At 68.2% G+C, this 20,141-nt stretch carries 18 protein-coding genes, 3 tRNA genes and 1 pseudogene; 12 read left to right on the forward strand and 10 right to left on the reverse strand.

Features of this window, described 5'->3' with window-relative positions; all coding sequences use genetic code 11:
• Positions 1–125: 125 nt before the first annotated feature.
• The gene (locus ACIA76_RS24935) at positions 126–782 is read left to right on the forward strand and encodes a PaaI family thioesterase (RefSeq protein ID WP_397154629.1); all 657 of its coding nucleotides are present in this window, start codon (positions 126–128) and stop codon (positions 780–782) included.
• Positions 783–868: 86 nt separating this feature from the next.
• Positions 869–1,315 carry a DUF6918 family protein gene (locus ACIA76_RS24940; RefSeq protein ID WP_397154630.1) on the forward strand — a complete coding sequence of 149 codons (447 nt, stop codon included), beginning with the start codon at positions 869–871 and terminating at the stop codon, positions 1,313–1,315.
• A gap of 54 nt (positions 1,316–1,369) precedes the next feature.
• On the opposite strand, the gene ACIA76_RS24945 is transcribed toward ACIA76_RS24940, so the two are convergent.
• Entirely contained in the window at positions 1,370–2,191 is an 822-nt protein-coding gene (locus tag ACIA76_RS24945; RefSeq protein ID WP_397154632.1) for a siderophore-interacting protein, read from the reverse strand.
• A gap of 89 nt (positions 2,192–2,280) precedes the next feature.
• Between ACIA76_RS24945 and menD the strand changes: the two genes are divergently transcribed.
• A complete protein-coding gene (menD, locus tag ACIA76_RS24950; protein WP_397154634.1) occupies positions 2,281–3,912 on the forward strand; it encodes a 2-succinyl-5-enolpyruvyl-6-hydroxy-3-cyclohexene-1-carboxylic-acid synthase in 1,632 nt (543 codons plus the stop codon).
• Here the strand turns inward: menD and ACIA76_RS24955 are convergent.
• The 3 genes from ACIA76_RS24955 to ACIA76_RS24965 all read right to left on the reverse strand — a co-directional run bounded on the left by ACIA76_RS24955 (position 3,909) and on the right by ACIA76_RS24965 (position 5,209).
• Positions 3,909–4,118 (reverse strand): hypothetical protein, encoded by a 210-nt coding sequence (locus ACIA76_RS24955; protein ID WP_397154636.1) that lies wholly within the window; start codon positions 4,116–4,118, stop codon positions 3,909–3,911. The genes menD and ACIA76_RS24955 overlap by 4 nt on opposite strands.
• A 97-nt stretch (positions 4,119–4,215) precedes the next feature.
• A complete protein-coding gene (locus tag ACIA76_RS24960; RefSeq protein WP_397154638.1) occupies positions 4,216–4,452 on the reverse strand; it encodes a hypothetical protein in 237 nt (78 codons plus the stop codon).
• A gap of 151 nt (positions 4,453–4,603) precedes the next feature.
• Positions 4,604–5,209, reverse strand: coding sequence for a TetR/AcrR family transcriptional regulator (locus ACIA76_RS24965; protein ID WP_397154639.1), 606 nt, complete (start codon positions 5,207–5,209; stop codon positions 4,604–4,606).
• Between the two features lie 83 nt (positions 5,210–5,292).
• Between ACIA76_RS24965 and ACIA76_RS24970 the strand changes: the two genes are divergently transcribed.
• Positions 5,293–6,327 carry an aldo/keto reductase gene (locus tag ACIA76_RS24970; protein ID WP_397154641.1) on the forward strand — a complete coding sequence of 345 codons (1,035 nt, stop codon included), beginning with the start codon at positions 5,293–5,295 and terminating at the stop codon, positions 6,325–6,327.
• Position 6,328: 1 nt separating this feature from the next.
• Here the strand turns inward: ACIA76_RS24970 and ACIA76_RS24975 are convergent, their stop codons facing one another.
• From ACIA76_RS24975 to ACIA76_RS24990, 4 genes and pseudogenes are all read right to left on the reverse strand, one after another.
• Positions 6,329–10,465, reverse strand: a complete 4,137-nt coding sequence (locus tag ACIA76_RS24975) for a molybdopterin-dependent oxidoreductase (RefSeq protein WP_397154643.1) — start codon at positions 10,463–10,465, stop codon at positions 6,329–6,331.
• 156 nt (positions 10,466–10,621) lie between these two features.
• A complete protein-coding gene (locus ACIA76_RS24980; protein ID WP_397154645.1) occupies positions 10,622–11,326 on the reverse strand; it encodes a demethylmenaquinone methyltransferase in 705 nt (234 codons plus the stop codon).
• 54 nt (positions 11,327–11,380) lie between these two features.
• Positions 11,381–12,523, reverse strand: coding sequence for a glycosyltransferase family 4 protein (locus tag ACIA76_RS24985; RefSeq protein WP_397154647.1), 1,143 nt, complete (start codon positions 12,521–12,523; stop codon positions 11,381–11,383).
• A 376-nt stretch (positions 12,524–12,899) separates the two neighbouring features.
• A pseudogene (locus ACIA76_RS24990) lies at positions 12,900–13,289 on the reverse strand (DUF3592 domain-containing protein); the annotation flags it as partial.
• Positions 13,290–13,386: 97 nt separating this feature from the next.
• On the opposite strand from ACIA76_RS24990, the gene ACIA76_RS24995 reads away from it, so the two are divergent.
• Positions 13,387–13,890, forward strand: a complete 504-nt coding sequence (locus tag ACIA76_RS24995) for a DUF2505 domain-containing protein (RefSeq protein ID WP_397154648.1) — start codon at positions 13,387–13,389, stop codon at positions 13,888–13,890.
• Between the two features lie 86 nt (positions 13,891–13,976).
• On the opposite strand, the gene ACIA76_RS25000 is transcribed toward ACIA76_RS24995, so the two are convergent.
• The gene (locus ACIA76_RS25000; protein WP_397154650.1) at positions 13,977–15,251 is read right to left on the reverse strand and encodes a geranylgeranyl reductase family protein; all 1,275 of its coding nucleotides are present in this window, start codon (positions 15,249–15,251) and stop codon (positions 13,977–13,979) included.
• Between the two features lie 139 nt (positions 15,252–15,390).
• On the opposite strand from ACIA76_RS25000, the gene ACIA76_RS25005 reads away from it, so the two are divergent.
• Both ACIA76_RS25005 and htpX read left to right on the forward strand, forming a co-directional pair.
• Positions 15,391–16,413 (forward strand): polyprenyl synthetase family protein, encoded by a 1,023-nt coding sequence (locus ACIA76_RS25005; RefSeq protein WP_397154652.1) that lies wholly within the window; start codon positions 15,391–15,393, stop codon positions 16,411–16,413.
• A 233-nt stretch (positions 16,414–16,646) separates the two neighbouring features.
• Positions 16,647–17,525: a zinc metalloprotease HtpX gene (gene htpX, locus ACIA76_RS25010; RefSeq protein ID WP_397154654.1), complete on the forward strand. Its 879-nt coding sequence runs from the start codon at positions 16,647–16,649 to the stop codon at positions 17,523–17,525.
• Between the two features lie 4 nt (positions 17,526–17,529).
• Here htpX and ACIA76_RS25015 read toward each other — a convergent pair whose 3' ends face one another.
• On the reverse strand, positions 17,530–18,021 hold the full coding sequence (locus ACIA76_RS25015) for a YajQ family cyclic di-GMP-binding protein (protein WP_397154656.1): 492 nt from the start codon (positions 18,019–18,021) through the stop codon (positions 17,530–17,532).
• A gap of 186 nt (positions 18,022–18,207) precedes the next feature.
• On the opposite strand from ACIA76_RS25015, the gene ACIA76_RS25020 reads away from it, so the two are divergent.
• From ACIA76_RS25020 to ACIA76_RS25040, 5 genes are all read left to right on the forward strand, one after another.
• Positions 18,208–18,288: transfer RNA gene (locus ACIA76_RS25020), tRNA-Tyr, on the forward strand.
• Between the two features lie 191 nt (positions 18,289–18,479).
• Positions 18,480–18,552 (forward strand) — tRNA-Thr (locus ACIA76_RS25025).
• Positions 18,553–18,626: 74 nt separating this feature from the next.
• Positions 18,627–18,699 (forward strand) — tRNA-Met (locus ACIA76_RS25030).
• 46 nt (positions 18,700–18,745) lie between these two features.
• Positions 18,746–18,916, forward strand: a complete 171-nt coding sequence (rpmG, locus tag ACIA76_RS25035; RefSeq protein WP_011211653.1) for a 50S ribosomal protein L33 — start codon at positions 18,746–18,748, stop codon at positions 18,914–18,916.
• 136 nt (positions 18,917–19,052) lie between these two features.
• Entirely contained in the window at positions 19,053–20,120 is a 1,068-nt protein-coding gene (locus ACIA76_RS25040) for a fused (3R)-hydroxyacyl-ACP dehydratase subunits HadA/HadB (RefSeq protein ID WP_397154658.1), read from the forward strand.
• The last annotated feature ends 21 nt before the right edge of the window (positions 20,121–20,141 follow it).

A 20,141-nucleotide genomic window follows, 5' to 3' on the forward strand; every position in this document is an offset into this window, starting at 1 on the left:
CCCCCCCCCGCCGCCCCCCCCCCCCGCCCCCCCGCCCCCCCCCCCCCCCCCCCCCCCCCGGCGGGGGGCCCCCCCCCCCCGCCGGAGCGAAGCGGAGGCAAATCAAACACAGCTAGCGTGCAGGTATGAGTGAGCGGGTGGAACCGGTTATCGACCGGAGTGCGATCGATGAGGATCGCTACGAGAAGCATGGCGGATTTCCGAAGGTCGTCGAGGCAAGTCCCGGGCCGCATTTCGGGCCGTTCGTGGAGGCCATGCGGACGCTGCAGGATCTTGCCGTGTCGGTCGACTGTTCCGACGAGGTGTTCGGCCGGGCCCGCGACAAGGCGGAGGAGCTCATCGCGCTGCTGGAGCCCTATCGCGCGCCCGAATCGCAGGGCCCCGCAGGGCGAGTGGTCTCGCTGCCGGGACGCGGCAGCCTGCTCATGCCGCCGTGGCAGACCGTCGAGGCGGGACCGGGCGGCGTCCGGATGCGCGGGCAGTTCCGTCGCTATCACCTCGGCGGCAACGGCGCGGTGCACGGCGGCGTACTGCCGCTGCTGTTCGACGATCTGTTCGGTGGGCTGGTGCACTATGCCGGACGACCGATCAGTCGCACCGCGTTCCTGCACGTCAACTACCGCAAGATCACTCCGGTGGAGACTCCGCTCGTGGTCGAGGGCACCGTCGATCGCATCGAGGGACGCAAGACGTTCGTAAGCGCAAGGCTGCGTGACGAATCCGAAACGTTGCTCGCCGATTGTGAAGGGCTGATGGTGGAATTGCTGCCCTGGCAGCCTTAGCGCGGGTCGTCGGAGTGTGCCTGGTTCGTCCGGTGCGTATAGTGGCGTGCGCTCGCTCATCGAAAACTATCCGGAGGAACCTGAAAGTGGTTGCTGCACTGTCTGAATCCCTGCTCGATGACGCCAAGCGCCCGGCCTTCCTCGCCGACGCCCAGCAGGTTCTGGAAGCGGAGGTGTCGGACAAGGGTGGTGCGTCGGGCCTCGCCGTGAAGGGTGCATACGCCGCGGCGAAGAAGGTCAGCCCGACCATCGTGTCGGACGCGCTGGAATCGTTCGTGCCCAAGTTCGTCGAGCGCCTCGAGCCGTTCTGGGCGGAGTACCGGACCGCGGGTAGCGGCCGGTTCGCCGATCTGCTGGTGGCCAAGCAGGACGCGGTTGCCGAGTCGCTGCTCTCGGTGACCGACGCCCGCGCCGATGCCTCCTCGCGCCCGGCCCTGAAGAAGGCGTACTCCGCGGTCCGTTCCTCGGCGAAAAAGCATGTCGTCGAGGCGCTTCCGCGGGTGGGTGACCTCATCCAGAAGCACGCCGGCTGATCGGTCCTCGGCGGGTGTCGTGCCCGCCGAGACCAGCGGGGGGATATCCGATCCTCAGCCCGCGGCCTTGCCCACGCGCCAATAACCGGTGAATGTGACGTCGGCCTTGGGGATCGCGCGCTCCTCGACCAGATGACGGCGTACGCCGGAGGTGAGCTTCTGCTCCCCGGCCACGAAGCCGTAGACGCCCTGCGCCGGTAGTTCGGCCCCGCGCACCGCCTCCTGCGCCAGACTGCCGATGGCCGCGGTCGGATTCGTGCGGACCAGCCAATTCACCTGCACCCCTTCGGGTTCGCCCAGGTCCTGCGCGTCGTCGGGGTGCACGATCTCGATATACGCCGCGCCGCGCAGATCCCGCGGTGCCGAGCGCAGCACTCCCGCGATCGCGGCCAGCGCGCTCTCGTCGCCGACCAGCAGCGAATACGAACTGTCTTGGGGCGCTTGGTACATGATGCCCTCGTCGAGCAGCCCGACCTGACCGCCCGGCGTCACCCCGGCGGCCCAGCCGCAGGCGGGGGTTTCGGTGCCGTGCATGGCGAAGTCGATATCCAGCTCACCGGATTCGCCGAATTCACCCGCGCCCGCCGGACGCCACGCGCGCACGGTGTAGTTGCGCACCACCGGCCGCTGTTCCTTGCCCATCATCAGGTACTGGGCGTACCAGAGGTTGTTCGCCGCCGACGGCAGTCGAAGCCCGTTACGGCCCGGCATGAACAATCGGAACCACTGGTCGAAACCCATCGGCGTGAATCCCGCCAGTCCGGCGCCGCCGATCGTGACGCGGACGAAGTTCGGGCTGATCTGCTTGCTCGCCAGTACCTCGGCGGTGAGTATCTCCCGCTGCTCGGGCTTGACGTATTTGGTGCGCTTGGCCATATGCGTTAGGTTAGCAAAACCTAACTTGCGGAACACGGTGTGAGCGAGCCGACTCCCCATATCTACCGGCCGTCTGAGAGGCTGGGGGCGTGAATCCATCGACTGCACAAGCGCAGGTCGTCGTCGACGAGCTGACGCGCGGGGGTGTGCACGATGTCGTGCTGTGTCCGGGGTCCCGGAACGCGCCGCTGGCGTTCGCCCTGGAGGCCGCCGACGCCGCGGGTCGATTGCGATTGCATATGCGCATCGACGAGCGCACCGCTGGATTCCTCGCGGTCGGCCTGTCCATCGCGAGCGGCCGCCCGGTGCCCGTGGTGATGACATCGGGAACCGCGGTGGCCAATCTGGGTCCGGCGGTTCTCGAGGCGAACTACGCGCGCCAGCCGCTGATCGTATTGAGTGCCAACCGCCCCTACGAGATGCTGGGCAGCGGCGCCAATCAGACGGTGGAGCAGTTCGGGATGTTCGGCAGTCAGGTGCGCGCGGCGATCAGCCTCGGCCTGGCCGAGCAGGAGGACGGCTACCGGCGGCAGAACAGCATCTGGCGGGCGGCGGTCTGCCGGGTGCTGGCCGCGGCGCGCGGCAGTCGCTCCGGCAATGCGGGTCCGGTGCAGTTCGATATCCCGCTGCGCGAGCCGCTGGTGCCCGATGCGCGCCAGGGCGAGTCGATTCCGGCGGGCCGAGCAGCCGGAATGCCCTGGACCGCAACGCAATACGCGACCTTGGACGTCCCGCTCGAGATCGATCTGACCCCCGATACGGTGGTGATCTCCGGTCACGGCGCGGGCTATCGCCCCGAGCTGGCCGGACTGCCGACGGTCGCCGAGCCGACCGCGCCCATGCCCGGCCCCGCACTGCATCCCCTGGCCCTGGCGCTACTGAAACCCAAGCAGGCCATCATCACCGGACGGCCCACGCTGCACCGGCAGGTGGCGAAGGTGCTCGCCGATCCGGAGATCACGGTCTTCGCGGTCACCACGGGTCCGCGGTGGCCCGATGTATCGGGCAATGTCGTCGGCACCGGAACCCGCGCACTCACCAGCGGTGCGCCGACCGCGGAATGGCTCGAACGCTGCCGCGCGGTCGACGCCATGGCCTGCCGGGTCGTGCGCGATGAGCTGGCACGCCATCCCAAGCCGACAGGCCTGCATGTGGCGGCGCTGGTCATGGACGCCCTGCGCGACGGTGATCAGCTGCTGCTGGGCGCGTCGAATCCGGTGCGCGACGCGGCGCTGGTATCGCATCCGCATCCGGGTATCAGGGTGCTGTCCAATCGCGGCGTGGCCGGTATCGATGGCACCGTGTCGACGGCCGTCGGTGCGGCACTGAGTCATTCGGGCCGCACGATCGCACTGATCGGCGACCTCACCTTCCTGCACGATGCGTCGGGACTGCTGATCGGCCCGGGGGAGCCGCGGCCGGAGGATCTGACCATCGTGGTCGCCAACGATGACGGCGGCGGCATCTTCGAACTGCTCGAGCAGGGCGATCCGCAGTACGCGGGCGTCTTCGAGCGCGTCTTCGGCACCCCGCACGGCATGGATCTGGCCGCCCTGTGCGCGGCGTATCGGGTTCCGCATCGGCAGGTCGAGCCGGGCGATCTGGCGGCCGCGCTGACCGGACCCGCACACGGCATCCGGGTGCTCGAGGTGGCCACCGAGCGGTCCAGCCTGCGTGAATTGCATGCGAATGTGAAGGCCGCGATCGCGGCCGGCGCCTAGTACCGCGCGCCCGTGTTCTCGTAGTCTTCGTCGAACGGCACCGAGATGGACTGTTCGAGCACGTCGGCCTCGGAGGCCTCCAGAATGGGCTCGCCCGAGGGCAAACCGGTGTCCTCCTCGTCGGCATCCGGATACGCCGGGACGGTCTGCTCCCTGTAATCGGCTTCGGGAACTGCGTCGATGGCATCGATGGTGCGGTCGATCATCGGGTGCTCCTTTCGCTGCTCGGCCGATTGCCGGTGGTACCCCCGGCGCCTTCGAGGATGCGCCTCGGGAGCCGACCTGGCAACCGTTCGATGATTGTCACTCGCCCGGCAGCGGCCCCGCATCGGCCGGATATTCGACCAGCGCCAGCGTGCGCCCGGCCATGAAGCGCGCGGTGCGCACCGCGCTCCCGGTCCGGGTGACCTCACTGACCTCGACCACGCCCCGCGCGATGCGGATCTCGACCCGCCGTCCCGCCCGCGTCGCGGCCACCTCGTACGTCCGAGATCCATCGCCGGTATCGACGACGATCTCCACTCGATCGCCCTTCATCATCCAATTCTCCTCGCCACCAGCACCTTCCGCCGCTAACAACTCGATCTCGCCCCGCCGGTGCACGTGCATCCCCAGACCTCGCACCCCTTCCCGCGCTTCGCACCCCCTCCAGCCGCCCGCAACCAGTGCGAGGCGCTGGAGAGGGTGCGGATCAGCGGGGGAACAGGCCCGCGCGGGCGGTGAGGAGGGCCGCCTCGGCGGCGGTGTCGGCGGCCCGGGCGTCGAGGGCGTCGCCGGAGATCAGGAGGCGATAGTAGAGGGGGGCCGAGACGGCGGAAAGGACTGCGCGGGAATCGGTGTCGGGGGGTAGTTCGCCGCGGGCGATCGCTCGGTCGATGCAGGGTGACCACTCGGCCAGGCGGATGTCGTAGAAATGGCGCAGGGCCGCGGCCGCCTCGGGATCGCAGGTCGCTGCCGCGACAAGGGATTTGAAGAGTGGGCCCTGGCGCGGGTCGGTGAGGGTGGTCGCCACCAGGCGGGCATTGGCCCGCAGGTCGCCGTGCAGCGAGCCCGTATCGGCATGGGGGAGTGAGGTTTCCGCCATCTCGGCGAGCAGGTCCGCGACGAGTCCGGCCGGGGTGCGCCAGCGGCGGTAGACGGTGGTCTTGCCGACGCCCGCCCGTGTGGCCACCTCGGCCAAATCCAGTCGCGCGAAGCCGTGTTCGGCCAGCAGATCGCCCGCGACCCGCAGGACCGCCTCGCGGACACGGGCCGTGCGGCCGCCCGGGCGCAACGAGCCGGGCTTCTCCTCGGTCATAACGGGCCTCCAGTTTCATTAATCGTCGAGTGAGTGTATCGTCCGAGATGTTAATGAAACAATAGTTCCGTTAGGAGTGGATCATGGAGTATCGGCGACTGGGTGCCTCGGGGCTGCTGGTGCCCGCATTGAGCTTCGGCGCGGGCACCTTCGGCGGGCGGGGTGAACTGTTCTCGGCCTGGGGTGATACCGATGCCCGGCAGGCGCGGAGGCTGGTCGACATCGGCCTGGACGCGGGAGTGACCATGTTCGACACCGCCGATGTGTACTCCGGCGGTGCGTCGGAAGAGGTGCTGGGCGAGGCGATTCGGGGGCGTCGCGACCGAATCCTGGTGTCTGCCAAGGCCTCGCTGCCCACCGGACCCGGACCCTACGATGCCGGATCGGGTCGGTCCCGCCTGATCGGCGCGGTGGAGGGATCGCTGCGTCGGCTCGGCACGGACTACATCGATCTGTTCCAGCTGCATGCCTTCGACGCGGGCACCCCGGTCGAGGAGGTGCTCGCCACACTCGACGATCTGGTGCGCGCGGGCAAGATCCGCTACGTCGGCGCCTCCAACTTCGCGGGCTGGCAGTTGATGAAATCCCTTGCCGCGGCGGATAAGTACGGACTGCCGCGCTACGTCGCCCATCAGGTGTACTACTCGCTCGTCGGCCGCGACTACGAGTGGGAACTGATGCCCCTGGGCCGCGATCAGGGGGTCGGCGCGGCGGTGTGGAGCCCGCTCGGTTGGGGCCGGTTGACCGGCAAGATCCGCCGCGGCCAACCGCTTCCGGCGAATTCGCGGCTGCACAAGACCGCCGAGGTCGCGCCGCATGTCGACGACGAACTGCTCTACGACGTGGTCGACGCGCTGGACGAGATTGCCGCCGAAACCGGCCGCACGGTCGCGCAGATCGCCCTGAATTGGTTGCTGTCGCGCCCCACGGTGGCCACGGTCATCGTCGGCGCCCGCACCGAGGACCAGTTCCGCCAGAACCTCGGCGCGGTCGGCTGGCAGCTGACCGCGGATCAGATCGCCCGCCTGGACAAGGCGAGCGCGGTGACCCCGCCCTATCCCTACTATCAGTACTACCGTCTGGCGGATTTCACCCGGCTGAATCCGCCTGCGGTATAGCTCAATACACGTCCCGCACGTAGCGCTTCTGCGCGATGAGCTGCTTCTTGAAGGCCAGGGCCGCGTCGACATCGAGCTTGCCGTGGATGCGGGCGATGCGCAGCAGCGCGTTGTCGACGTCGCCCGCCATCCGGGCGGCGTCGCCGCAGACGTAGAGGTGACCGCCGTCTGCGAGCCAGGACCACAGCTCCGCGCCGTGCTCGATCATGCGGTGCTGCACATAGATCCGCTCGCGCTGATCGCGGGAGAACGCCAGATCCAGGCGGGTGAGAAAGCCCGTGCGGAACATATCCTCGAGCTCGTCGCGGTAGTAGAAGTTGTCCTCGGCGTGCTGATCGCCGAAGAACAGCCAGTTGCGGCCGTGGCTGCCCAGCGCCCGCCGCTCGTGCAGGAAGCCGCGGAACGGCGCGATCCCGGTACCCGGCCCGATCATGATCATCGGGGTGGCCGGATCCAGCGGCGGGCGGAAATGCGGTGCGCGCTGCAGGAATACCGGCGCCTCGGACTCCGCGCAGCGATCGGCCAGGAAGGTCGAGCAGACCCCGCCGCGCCGCGCCTGGGCCGGGCCGTAGCGCACGACGCCGACGGTCAACTGCACCTCATGCGGGCTGACCAGCGGGCTGGAGGAGATCGAATACTGGCGCGGCTGAAGCTTTTTCAACACACCGAGCCAGTCGACGAGATCGGCGCGTACGGGAAAGTCGCGCAGCACATCGACCGCCTGCCGATCCCACAGATAGCGATCCAGTTCGTTGCGGTTATCGCGGCGTAGCAGTTTGGCCAGGCGCGGGTCGTGATGGCGCTCGACGAGGAAGGCCAGCAGATCGTGGCTGACCTTGCTGATGTCGTAATGCGTACTCAGCGCGTGGTCCAGCGGCATCTCCCGCCCGTCCAGGTCGACGAGCCGCCCGCCGTCCAGGCCGGTGGCCGACAGCCATTCGGTCACCAGGTCCGCACTGTTGACGGGCCATACGCCCAGCGAGTCGCCGACCTCGTAGGTGGCGTCGACGCCGCTCAGGTCGAAGCCGAACTGCCGCACTTCCTTCGCCGAACCCGGCCGCGACAAGAGTTCATTGCGGATCAGCGGGACCCTCGCCGGCGCGCTGCGCGTGAACAGGGCGGGCTGGGTGCGGCCGAGCGGGGGAGCCTCGGGCCGCGTCAGCAGGATGGTGGTGGTGCCGGTGATCGGCAGCGGGGGCGGTGCGGTGGGCGAATCGTGCCGTGCCCCAGCCTCTCCCGAGAGCGCCGCGATCACCTCGTCGAGCCACCGCGTGGACAGCGGATCGTGGTCCGGCTCGCTATCGATCCGGGCCAGCATCCGGGTCGCGCCGTGCTCGGCGAGCAGCTGATCCAGGCGGCGGCCGTGCCCGCAGAAGTCGTCATAGGAGGAGTCGCCGAGGGCGAAGACGGCATAGCGCAACTCGGTGAGCCGAATCGCGCTGTCGTGCAGGCGATCCAAGAAATCGGCGCCGTTATCGGGCGGCCCGCCGTCGCCGAAAGTGCTCGTGACCACCAGCGCGTCACCGGTCAGCTCGGTCAGCTCACAGGAGTTCATATCCAACAGCCTTGGCGTGAAGCCGGATTCGGCCAGCCGCCCGGCCGCGATCGCGGCCAGCTCCTCGGCGGTGCCGGTCTGCGACGCCCACAGCACGGTGACCGGCCGGATCGCGGAATCGACAGGGGCCGTGGCGGTGTCGGTCGAGCGCGAATACATCCCCGCGAGCAGGCCGTTGATCCACAACCGGCCGCGCGGTGACAGCGGTGCGGATTCGGGCAGTATCGGCTGCCCCTGCACCGGAAGCGCCTGCAGCGCGGCCAGATAGCCGCCGAGATAGACCCGCTCGTTCTCGCTCAGTGTCGGCGCGGTGGCGGTGTCCAGGCCCAGCATGGTGGCCAGTGGATGCCGCGAGCCGTCCGGCAGCGACACCGGCTCGGCGAGCGCCTCCGGCAGCACCGCCACCCGCCGCAACGCGACCGCGCAGGCCTTGAACTCCGGTTGCAGTGAGGCCGGATCGACCGCGTCGTTGGTGACGGCATTGACGGTCAGGTATTCGCCCTGCTCGTCGTTCCAATGGAACGGCGCGAAACAGCATCCCGGCCGCACCCGATCGCTGATCAGTACCGGCAGTACGGCGCGCCCGCGCCGGGAGGCGAGTTCGAGCTGATCGCCGTCGCGCACCCCGAGCCGCTCGGCGTCCTCGGGATGCACCTCGACGAACGGTTTTCCGTTGAGCCGGTTCAACTTCGGCACGCGGCCGGTCTTGGTCATGGTGTGCCACTGATGCGGCAGGCGCCCGGTGTTCAGCGTGAACGGATAGTCGTCATCGGGCATTTCGTCCGGCAGCATATGCGGGCGCGGCCAGAACACCGCGCGCCGACTCGGTGTCGCGAACGCCAGCCGGGGCCGGTATCCGTATTCGTCGACGAACAGCTCCTGGCTCACGCCGTCGTTGTGATACCGCAACGGATTTCGGCTCCGCGCCGGATCCGGGCACGGCCACTGCATCGGGCCCGACCGCAGCGCGTCGTAGCTCATCCCGCGCAGGTCGTAACCCGTGGCCGGATTGGCGAATTGCCGGATCTCGTCGAAAACCTCGGCGCTCGAGGCGAAATCGAAGCCGTCGAAGCCCATGGCGGTGGCCACCTGCGCGATCAGCTGCCAATCCGGTCGCGCCTCGCCGACCGGATTCACCGAGCGCTCCAGCAGGGTCACCGTGCGCTCCGAATTCACCATGGTCGCATCGGCTTCGGCCCACAGCGTGGCGGGCAGCAGCAGATCCGCGTAGGCGTTGGTGGCGGTCTCGGTATAGACGTCCTGCACCACCACCAGTTCGGCCGCCTCCAGTCCGGCGATCACCGTCCGGCGATTGGCCATCGACGCAACGGGATTGGAGCATACGATCCAGCAGGCCTTGATCAGCCCGTCGGCCAGGCCGCGGAACATCTCGACGGTGCCCGGCCCGGCCTCGGTCCGGATAGTCCCCGGCGCGAGCCCCCAGGCCGTCTCGACGAAGGCGCGATCGGCCGGGGCGAGCAGACTTCGCTGGCCGGGCAGCCCGGGACCCATATAGCCCATCTCCCTGCCGCCCATGGCATTCGGCTGTCCGGTCAACGAGAACGGACCGCTGCCCGGCCGGCAGATGGCCCCGGTGGCCAGGTGCAGATTGCACAGCGCGTTGGTGTTCCAGGTGCCGTGCGTGGACTGGTTGAGGCCCATGGTCCACAGCGACATCCATTCGCCCGCCTCGCCGATCCACCGTGCGGCCGTGCGGATATCGTCGGCGGCCAGGCCGGTGAGCTCGGCGACCCGGTCCGGGGGATAGCCGGCCAGGAACTCCGGCATCGCCTCCCAGCCTTCGGTGTGCTCGGCGATGAAATCCTTATCGATATCGCCGTTCTCGACGAGCAGATGCAGCAGCCCGTTCAGCAGGGCCAGATCGGTGCCCGGGTGGAGCTGCAGGAAAAGATCCGCGCGCGTGGCGGTTTCGGTGCGGCGCGGATCCACCACGATCAGCCGCGCGCCCGCCTTGAGCCGATCGGCCATGCGCAGGAACAGGATCGGATGACAGTCGGCCATATTCGCGCCGATCACGAAGAACAGATCGGCATGGTCGAAATCGTCGTAGGAGCCGGGCGGGCCGTCGGCGCCGAGGGACTGTTTGTAGCCGGTCCCGGCGCTGGCCATGCAGAGCCGCGAATTGGCCTCGATGTGGACCGTTCGCAGATACCCCTTGGCCAGCTTGGTCGCCAGATACTGCGCCTCCATCGACATCTGTCCGGAGACATAGAGCGCGATCGCGTCGGGTCCGTGCTGTTCGAGAATCGTGCGCAACCGGTCGGCGGCCTCGGCGACGGCATCGTCGACCGGAACCGGCAGCGGCGGGCGACCGCGCTCGGGGCGGCGCAGTGCGGTGGTCATCCGGCCGGGCGCGGCCATCAGATCGGCATGCGTGGCGCCCTTGGTGCACAGCCGCCCGGCATTGACCGGATGCAGCTTGTCGCCGCGAACCTTGGCGATCACCGGCAGACCCCGCTCATCGGGCCGGGTCTCCACGATCATCCCGCAGCCCACGCCGCAGTAGGAGCACGTGGTGGCGAAGGTGCCCGGTGCGCGGCTGGTTCCAGCATCCGACGACATGAGCCGATCATCTCCACCTGCGATTGCGCCGGATTTACCGAACGTTATCGCCAGGTGACGAAGGTCCACACAGGCGGCGATCTCCCTTGTGAGGAGTGATCGATATCACCGGAAAAGCTCTGCGGCCTCGGCGATTACCGATGCCTGGGGAAAACGTTACCCGAGCTTGTATGCCCGGTGCAGTGCGACGATTCCGCCGGTCAGATTGCGCCATTTCACCGCTGACCACCCGGCATCGGCCAGGCGCAGCGCCAGCTGCGGCTGGTTGGGCCAGGCCCGGATCGACTCGGCCAGATAGACGTAGGCGTCCGGATTGGAGCTGACCGCGCGCGCCACCCGCGGCAGGGCCCGCATCAGATACTCCATGTACAGGGTGCGGAACGGGCCGAAGACCGGGGTGGAGAATTCGGCGACCACCAGCCGGCCGCCGGGCTTGGTGACCCGCAACATCTCGCGCAGGGCCGCGTCCGGATCGGATACGTTGCGCAGGCCGTAGGAGATGGTCACCGCGTCGAACGATTCGTCGGCGAACGGCAGTGCGGTGGCGTCCCCGGCCACCATCGGCACCTCGCGGAACCGCCCCGCCGCGAGCATGCCCTGGGAGAAGTCGGCGGCGACGCACCAGGCGCCGGACTTGATGAATTCCGCGGTAGACACCCCGGTCCCCGCGGCGAGATCGAGCACTCGCTCGCCGGGGCGCAGCGCCAGCGCGGTCCGCGTCGCCCAGCGCCAATAGCGGTCCTGACCCGCGGAGATCACGGTATTGGTGAGGTCGTACCGCTGGGCGACCCCGTCGAACATCGACGCGACCTCATGCGGTTGCTTATCCAACGAGGCCCGATACGACTCTGTCTTCGCCACGACTGCGACCCTAGCCCGCCCGGCCCGGCAGGTGGCGGCACAGGGTCACCAGTGCTACGCCGTGCGGCAGGCGCTGACCTGATCGCCGCCGATCACCTCGGCGTAGTGGCCCATCAGTTCCGTGCAGATGGCGGGCCAGGTGCGGTGCAGGACGGATTTACGTGCGGCCGTGGCGAATCGGGTGTGCAGCTCTGGATCACGCAGCGCCGCAACGGCACTGGGCAGCAGTTCGGCGAAGCGGTCGACCGGGAGCAGATATCCGTTGCGGCAGTGGGCGATCAGATCGCGCGGCCCGCCCGCGTCCGGCCCGACGACCGGCAGACCGGAGGCCAGCGCCTCCTGCACGCCCTGACAGAACGTCTCGTGCTCGCCGGGATGCACCATGACATCGAGGCTCGCATAGGCCGCGGCCAGTTCCGATCCGCCGAGTTCGCCGGTGAAGATCGCCGTCGGCATCAGCTGCGCGAGTCGCCCACGCTCCGGGCCGTCGCCGACGATCACCAGCTGGACGTCCGGATCCCCGGCCAATGCGGCCAGCCGTTCCACATGCTTCTCCGGCGCGAGCCGCCCGACGAATCCGACGACGAGTTTGCCGTCGGCTCCCCAGGCCGCCCGCAGATCGGGGCGGCGGGCCGAGGGGGTGAAGCGGGCCAGGTCCACCCCGCGCGCCCAGCGGTGGACCCGCGGAATGCCGTGCTGCGCAAGATCTTCCGCCGCGGCACTGGACGGAGCGAGGGTGCGCGCGGCGCGTACGTGAATGCGCCGGGTCCAGGCCCAGGCGGCCCGGCGGGCCGGACCCAGGCCGTAACTCTTGGCGAAGCCCGCGACATCGGTCTGATAGACCGCCACCGCGGGAAGATCCAGCCGCAGCGCCGCCGCCACCCCGCCCGCGCCCAACAGGAACGGCGAGGCCAGATGCACGACATCGGCATCGAATTCATCGATGGCCGAGGTGATCACCGGCTGTGGCAGCCCGACCGGCAGTGAACTGATCTTGGGCACCATCACCGCGGGCACCCGCACCACCGGGAAGCGCCCGTGCTCGCGTGGCGCCGGCGGCAGCCCCCGCGTGGTGTCCGGCGCGATGACCAGCGCATCATGACCGTGGCGGTCCAGGTGGTCGAGCACCTGCAGCACGGAATTCACCACACCGTTCATATTCGGCAGGAACGACTCCGCGACTATCGCTACACGCACGGTTCGAGTGTGATCATCGCGCGCCGCCCCGCCGTCACGCGCACATGACACCTATCCAAAGATCCGGCGAACTCTCGCCCACCCGACTTTCAGCGGGTCCCGGCATCGCCCCCGATCGATCGGCCCCGGCATCGCCGCCATCGACGGTCCCGGCACCGCCCCCGATCAATGGGTCCCGGCACCGCCCCCGATCAATGGGTCCCGGCACCGCCCCCGATCAATGGGTCCGGGCACTGCCACCATCAAAGGTCCCGGTGCTGCCACCATCAAAGGTCCCGGTGCTGCCACCATCAAAGGTCCCGGTGCTGCCACCATCAAAGGTCCCGGCACTGCCACCATCAAGGGTCCCGGCACGCTCTTGGCCGGGACGCCTCAGTCGCCTGATCAACCACAGCACGGGCAGGGCCACGCCCCAGGCCACCACGATCACCGAGAGCGCGGGGATGATCGCCACCCGCGCATCGCGCCCGGCCACCCGGACCAGATCCGGATCGCTGCGGCTGTATTCGACATTGATGCGTTCCCCGCCGGTCAGCTTGGTCGGATACAGCACGCCGACCTTCGGATTGTGGGTCACCCCATCGGGCGTGGTGAAGATGACCGCCGCCCGCAGCCGTCCGGCGGAGAGCACCTCGGCGCTGGCCACACCCTTGTCGGAGCTGATCAACATGTCGTCGCGCCAGGCCGCCAGTACCAGCAGCACGGCCAGCACACTCACGGTGGTGGCGGCGATCAGGACCCCGATCCGGGTGCGCCGCAGGCGAATCGGATGCCCATTGATCGGGTGCGCGCGCCCATGATCAGACTGCGTGGTTTCCGACACTGCACAAGGCTATTGCATGGTTCGGCTAGCGTGTGCGGCCATGTCCCGTAAATTCAGCTTCACCGTGTCATACAGCGTCCCGGTCGAGGAGCTTCACCGGGCGATCATCAACGACGAACTCTGGCAGGCGAGGTTCTCCGGAGCCTCGACGGCCACCCTGGACCTGTCGCATCCCGGCGGGCCGGACACCATTCGCATCCACATGACCGAGCGGGCCGCCGCCGAGAAGATCCCGTCCATCGTGACCAAGGTCCTCAAGAACGAACTCGTACTCGAGCGCACCGACGACTGGGGCCCGCTCAGCGGCGATACCGCCCGTGGCACCTTCGCCGGCGGCACGAAGGGCATCAGCAGCGAGATGGAAGGCACCTATCAGCTGCGACCCACCGCCGAGGGCTCGGAGATCGAGGTGTCCGGCACCGTGACGGTGAAGGTGCCGATCGTGGGCGGGGCCATCGAGCCGCTGGCCGAACAGCTGCAGCACCGCGTGGTGAACAGCGAGCGCAAGTTCATCGAGAACTGGTTGGCCACGGCCGACGCGTAATCGCGCTCCCGGATGTCCCGGCCGAAACCGATACCGGCCGGGATACCCGCATCAGGCCCCGGATCCCGAGGCGGACCGCGTGGTCGTCACGTGAAGGGCGTCAGCTCGTCGAACCGCATGGAGGTCCGGCCCGCGGTCCGCCACACGCGCGCCACCAGATCGCTGTCCTCTTCGGTGACCAGATTGCCCATCACCCGAACCGCGGTGTGCTGCAGGAACTTCGACCGCATCACCGGCGGCCCGCCGATGGGCACCATGCGCGGATGCGTGGCCAGTGCCGCGATGCGCCGCGCCACCGAGAACGTGCGGCCGTAGCGGGCGCGCAGCAGATCCGGCCACAGCGTGGTCAGATCCGGCTCGTCGAGCAGCCCGGCCAGCAGATGCCCGCCCTCGAGGCCGTAGTCGATGCCCTCGCCGTTGAGCGGGTTCACACAGCCCGCCGCATCGCCGACCAGCGCCCAGTTGCGGCCGCTGACCCCCGATACCGCGCCGCCCATGGGCAGCAGCGCCGAGGCCACCGCGCGGGTCTCGCCCTCGAACTCCCATTCCGCGCGGCGCTGCGAAACATAGTGCTGCAGCAGCGGTTTCAGCGCGATATGGGAGGGGCGCCGCTCGGTGGCCAACGAGCCGACACCGATGTTGACCTCGCCGTTGCCCAGCGGGAACACCCAGCCGTAGCCGGGCACCACGGTGCCCTCGGCGTCGCGCAGCTCCATATGCGAGGTGATCCACTCGTCATCGCTGCGGCCGGACCGGATGTAGGCGCGCGCCGCGACGCCGTAGGCGTACTGCCGATGCCAGGTGCGGCCCAACAGCTTTCCGACCGGTGAGCGGACCCCGTCGGCGACGATCACGGTGCGACAGGAGATCTCGCGCGTGCCCGCATCGGTGCGCACGGTCACCCCGGTGACCCGATCGCCGTCGCGGGCCACGTCGACCACCCGCGCGTCCTCGATCATGTGCGCACCCCACTTGACGGCCGTCTCGCGCAGCTTGTCGTCGAGTTCGGTACGGGGAACGGCACTTCCGTAGGCCGGGAACGAGCCGTCGGGCCAGGGCAGCAGCGCCTCGCGGCCGAATCCGGCCATCCGCAGGCCGCGATTGACGGTGTGCGCGCGCACCCATTCGCCCAGGCCCAGATGTTCCAGTTCCGCCGTGGCGCGCGGGGTGAGTCCATCGCCGCAGGTCTTGTCGCGGGGGAAGGCGGCGGCGTCGAGCAGCAGCACGTCCCGGCCCGCCCGTGCGGCCCAGGCGGCGGCCGCCGAACCGGCCGGCCCGGCGCCGACCACCAGTACATCGGCATGGGCGGGCAGCGATTCGGCGGTGCGGCCGTGCGCGGATGTGGGATCCGGTGCAACCATGGGCACAATACTTCCAGTACCCGCCGACAGGTGTCGTCCAGTGTCTGATTTCTCCCACAGTGACGGTGTTCATGGGGTCCGGGCACCCGACACGCTAGGTTCTTCTGGTGTGGGGACGGACGCGGCGTTGGGAGACGAGATGAGTGCATCGGCTGTGCGCGATGAGAGCACCGTGGTCGCCGGGGTGGACCTGGGTGACCCAGAGCTCGCGGCGACGGTGCGCAACGGCCTGGACGAGGTCGAGAAACTGATGATCAGCGAGCTGTCCGACGGGGAGGCATTCCTCCAGGAGGCCGCGCTGCATCTGGCCAAGGCCGGGGGTAAGCGCTTTCGTCCGCTGTTCACCATCCTCACCGGGCAGCTGGGGCCGCGGCCGGGCGATTCGGATCTGATCACCGCGGGCACGGTCGTCGAGCTGGTCCATCTGGCGACGCTCTACCACGACGACGTGATGGACGAGGCGTCCATGCGGCGCGGTGCGGCCAGCGTGAATTCCCGCTGGGGCAACAGTATTGCGATCCTCGCCGGGGACTATCTGTTCGCCCACGCCTCCCGCCTGGTGTCCACGCTCGGCCCCGACGCGGTGCGCGTCATCGCCGAGACGTTCGCCGAACTCGTCACCGGCCAGATGCGGGAAACCATGGGGGCCAACCAATCTCAGGATCCGGTCGAACACTATCTGCGGGTGGTCTGGGAGAAGACGGGTTCGCTGATCGCGGCCGCCGGCCGATTCGGCGGCACCTTCTCCGGCGCGGACCTCGATCATGTCGAGCGGCTGGCCCGGCTCGGAGACGCGGTCGGCACGGCATTCCAGATCTCCGACGACATCATCGACATCTCCTCGGTCTCCGCGCAGTCCGGCAAGACCCCGGGCACCGATCTGCGCGAGGGCGTGCACACCCTGCCGGTGCTGTACGCGCTGCGCGATGAGGGCGCCGAGGGCGACCGGCTGCGCCGACTGCTGGCCAAGCCGCTGCAGTCCGACGAGGAGGTCACCGAGGCGCTGGATCTGCTGTCCCGCTCGCGCGGCATGGTCCTGGCCAAGGAGAAGCTGCAGGGCTACGCCGACCTGGCCCACGCCGAACTGTCCGCCCTGCCGTCCGGCCCGGCCAACGAGGCCCTGGAACGCCTGGTCCGCTACACCATCGAACGCGTCGGCTGACGTCACGTTCCGTGGCGGAACTTGTTCTCATGCTCCATCGTTGACCTGGTGTAATGCGCTAGGAAGTATGAGTTGTGCACCTGGGGAATCGCCAGGCGACGGCGGATTTCGTGAGCACATGGGTAACTCGCCGGGTACGCCCAGAAGGTGAGTGGATTCCCCGCGCAGGACCTGTGACCAACCCTCGTGGCACCCGACTGGTACGGCCTGAGACGCGGAGAGGCGGAGGAGCCATGCACGGATACGGGAATGGGTTGAAGACCTTCGGGTTGATGGTCGGCATGTCGGCGTTGATCGTCTTCGCCGGAGCGATGTTCCGGAGCCCGGCCATTCTGCTGATCGCGGTCCTGTTGGCCGTGGGCATGAATGCCTACGCGTACTTCAACAGCGATAAGTTGGCGCTGCGGGCGATGCATGCCCAGCCGGTGTCCGAGCTGGAGGCGCCGGTCATCTACAAGATCGTGCGCGAGCTGGCGACGTCCGCGCGGCAGCCCATGCCGCGGCTCTACATCAGCCCGACCAACGCCCCCAACGCCTTCGCCACCGGCCGCAGTCCGCGGCATGCGGCGGTGTGCTGTACCAGCGGCATCCTGCAGATCCTCGACGAGCGTGAGCTGCGCGCGGTGCTGGGGCATGAGCTGTCGCATGTCTACAACCGCGACATCCTGATCTCCTCGGTGGCCGGCGCGCTGGCCGCGGTGATCTCGGGTCTGGCCAATCTGGCCTTCTTCGCCAGTGCCTTCGGCGGCGGCAACCGCAACGGCGAGGGGCCCAATATCATTGGCGTGCTGCTGGTTTCGCTCCTGGGACCGATCGCCGCCAGCCTGATCAAACTGGCCGTCTCGCGCTCGCGCGAGTACCAGGCCGACGCGGACGGGGCCGCGCTCACCGGCGATCCTCTGGCCCTGGCCTCGGCACTGCGCAAGCTGGAGAGCGGCACCCAGGCGGCCCCCCTGCCGCCTGAGCCCCAGCTGACCGCCCAGTCCCACCTGATGATCGCCAATCCGTTCCGCAACGGGGACCGGATGGCCCGCTGGTTCTCCACCCACCCCCCGATGGCCGATCGGATCGCCCGGCTGGAACAGATGGCAGGCGGGCCGCGGCGGTACTGAGCCGCTAGCGGTAGTTCACGAACTGCAGCGCGGCATCGAAGTCGGCCTGCTTCAGCATCGCGATCACGGCCTGCAGATCATCGCGGCTCTTGGCGCTGACCCGCAGCTCCTCGCCCTGGATCTGGGCCTTCACGCCCTTGGGGCCCTCGTCACGGATCTGCTTCGCGATCTTCTTCGCGGTCTCGGTGGAGATGCCTTCCTTGACCGTGCCTGTGATCTTGTACACCTTTCCCGAGGCCTGCGGATCGCCGGCGTCGAAGGCCTTGAGCGAGATGTCCCGGCGAATCAGCTTCTCCTTGAAGACATCCAGGGCCGCCTTGACCCGGTCCTCCGATTCGGCCGACAGCACGATCTTCTCTTCCCCGGACCATTCGATGCTCGCGCCGGTGCCGCGGAAGTCGTAGCGGGTGCTCAGCTCCTTCACCGTCTGGTTGAGGGCGTTGTCGACCTCCTGGCGATCGACCTTGCTGACGACATCGAATGACGAATCGGCCACACTGCGCTCCTGTCTCATGGGCTCGAGGTTCGTAGGGAGATGTTCTACCCCGACCGACCGACGCTAGTCGCCCGGCGCGCGGTAGTCGATCCGGTATCCGGTAGGGGATGCGCCGCTGGCCTGCCGGTTTGCATCTCCTGCCGGTCTTCGTTGTATTCTCATCACCGCGCTGTCACGGCGCGACCTGGCGGATTGCCCGAGCGGCCAAAGGGAGCTGACTGTAAATCAGCCGCGCAAGCTACGGAGGTTCGAATCCTTCATCCGCCACCCGCAGACCCTCACGGATCACCGTGAGGGTCTTCTGTTTTCGGGCCCGGTTCGCCGCACGCCGCTCGAGCGGGCGTTCAAAATGGCTTCTGACCACACGGTTTGGAGCGGGGGCCGGTCTGTGTGTAACCTCGTTCAAGGCTTCGGCGCCCCGGGTGCGAGAGATCGACACGCGGAGCGCCTGCAGTCGCGCCCCCTTAGCTCAGTCGGCAGAGCGTTTCCATGGTAAGGAAAAGGTCAACGGTTCGATTCCGTTAGGGGGCTCGCCGGATTGCCGGTGGTGACCGACTCGGCACTCCATGGGCCGTGACGGCGACACCACTGCAATACCGTGTAATGGCGGTGTAGCTCAGGTGGTAGAGCAAACGACTCATAATCGTTGTGTCGCCGGTTCGAGTCCGGCCATCGCTACCCATACTGATTAACCCCTTAGGTTGACCGGAAAGAAGGCATAATCGTGGCCGCGAAGTCCACCGATGTCCGGCCAAAGATCACCTTGGCCTGCGAGCAGTGCAAGCATCGCAACTACATCACCAAGAAGAACCGGCGTAACGACCCGGACCGCCTCGAGCTGAAGAAGTTCTGCCCGAACTGCGGCACCCACCGGGCGCACCGCGAGTCTCGCTAACTTCACCACGCGTGCAAGCTGCCGCGTAGGTAACGTGCCGGAGCAGGTTTTCGACCCGCTCCGGCACTTGGTGTAAGTGCGGTAGTGAGCGCTCCTCGGACTCCCGGTAGCGGGGTCAGATAGGGATCAGCCTTCCGTGACAATCAACACCGAGATCGAGACGGATATCGCCACCGACGAGCCGTTCGACCCCGCGGCCCACGCGGCGGCCATGGTCGGTCATCACTACCGCGTCGAGGACCACTACGAGGTCGGTCGTGAGAAGGTGCGTGAGTATGCCCGCGCCGTCCAGGACTATCACCCCGTGCACTGGGACGACGAGGCCGCCCGCGAGCACGGCTACGACGGGCTGCTGGCCCCGCTGACCTTCATCTCCCTCGTCGGAATCCTGGCGCAGAGCAGGCTGTTCGAGCAGGTTGTCACCGGCTACGACCTCAGCCAGATCATGCAGGCCGATCAGACGCTGGAGTTCCATCGCCCGATCCGCGTCGGCGACCGGCTCGTCTGCGATGTCTATCTGCACTCCTTCCGTCAGGCGCCGGGCGGCGCCGACATGATCGTCACCAAGAACATCGTGACCTCGCGCGACGAGTTGGTGCTCACCACCTACACGACGCTCGCCGGCCGCAGCGGTGCCGATATCGATCCGAATCTCCGCGATATCGCCCGCAACGTGCTGATGCAGGGCGGCGTCGAGACCGCCGAGCGTCCGGCCGCCGTCCCGCCGATCAGCGAACCCGCGCCGCCGGTCGCCAGCCTCCCCGAGGCCGCGGGCGGTACGCGCGCGCTGCGCTTCGAGGATGTCGCCGAGGGCGACGAACTGCCGCCGCGGATCGTCAAGCTCACGCGCGGCGATCTGGTGAACTACGCGGGCGTCTCGGGCGATCCGAATCCGATCCACTGGAGTGATGAGGTCGTCAAGCGCGTCGGCCTGGACAACGTGGTCGCGCACGGCATGCTCACCATGGGTCTGGGCGGCGGTTTCGTCACCTCATGGCTCGGTGATCCGGGTGCGGTCAAGGAGTACAACGTGCGCTTCACGAGCATGGTGTACGTCCCCGCGGACGCCCCGGCCGAGATCGAGTACACCGGCAAGGTGAAGTCGACCGACCCCGAGACCCGTACGGCCGTCGTGGCGATCACCGCGAAGTCGGAGGGGCGCAGGATCTTCGGGCGCGCGACCGCCACGGTACAGCTGTCCTGACAGGCCGATTGGCGGTCCGAC

This window comes from Nocardia sp. NPDC051570, assembly GCF_044454005.1.
GTDB lineage: Bacteria > Actinomycetota > Actinomycetes > Mycobacteriales > Mycobacteriaceae > Nocardia.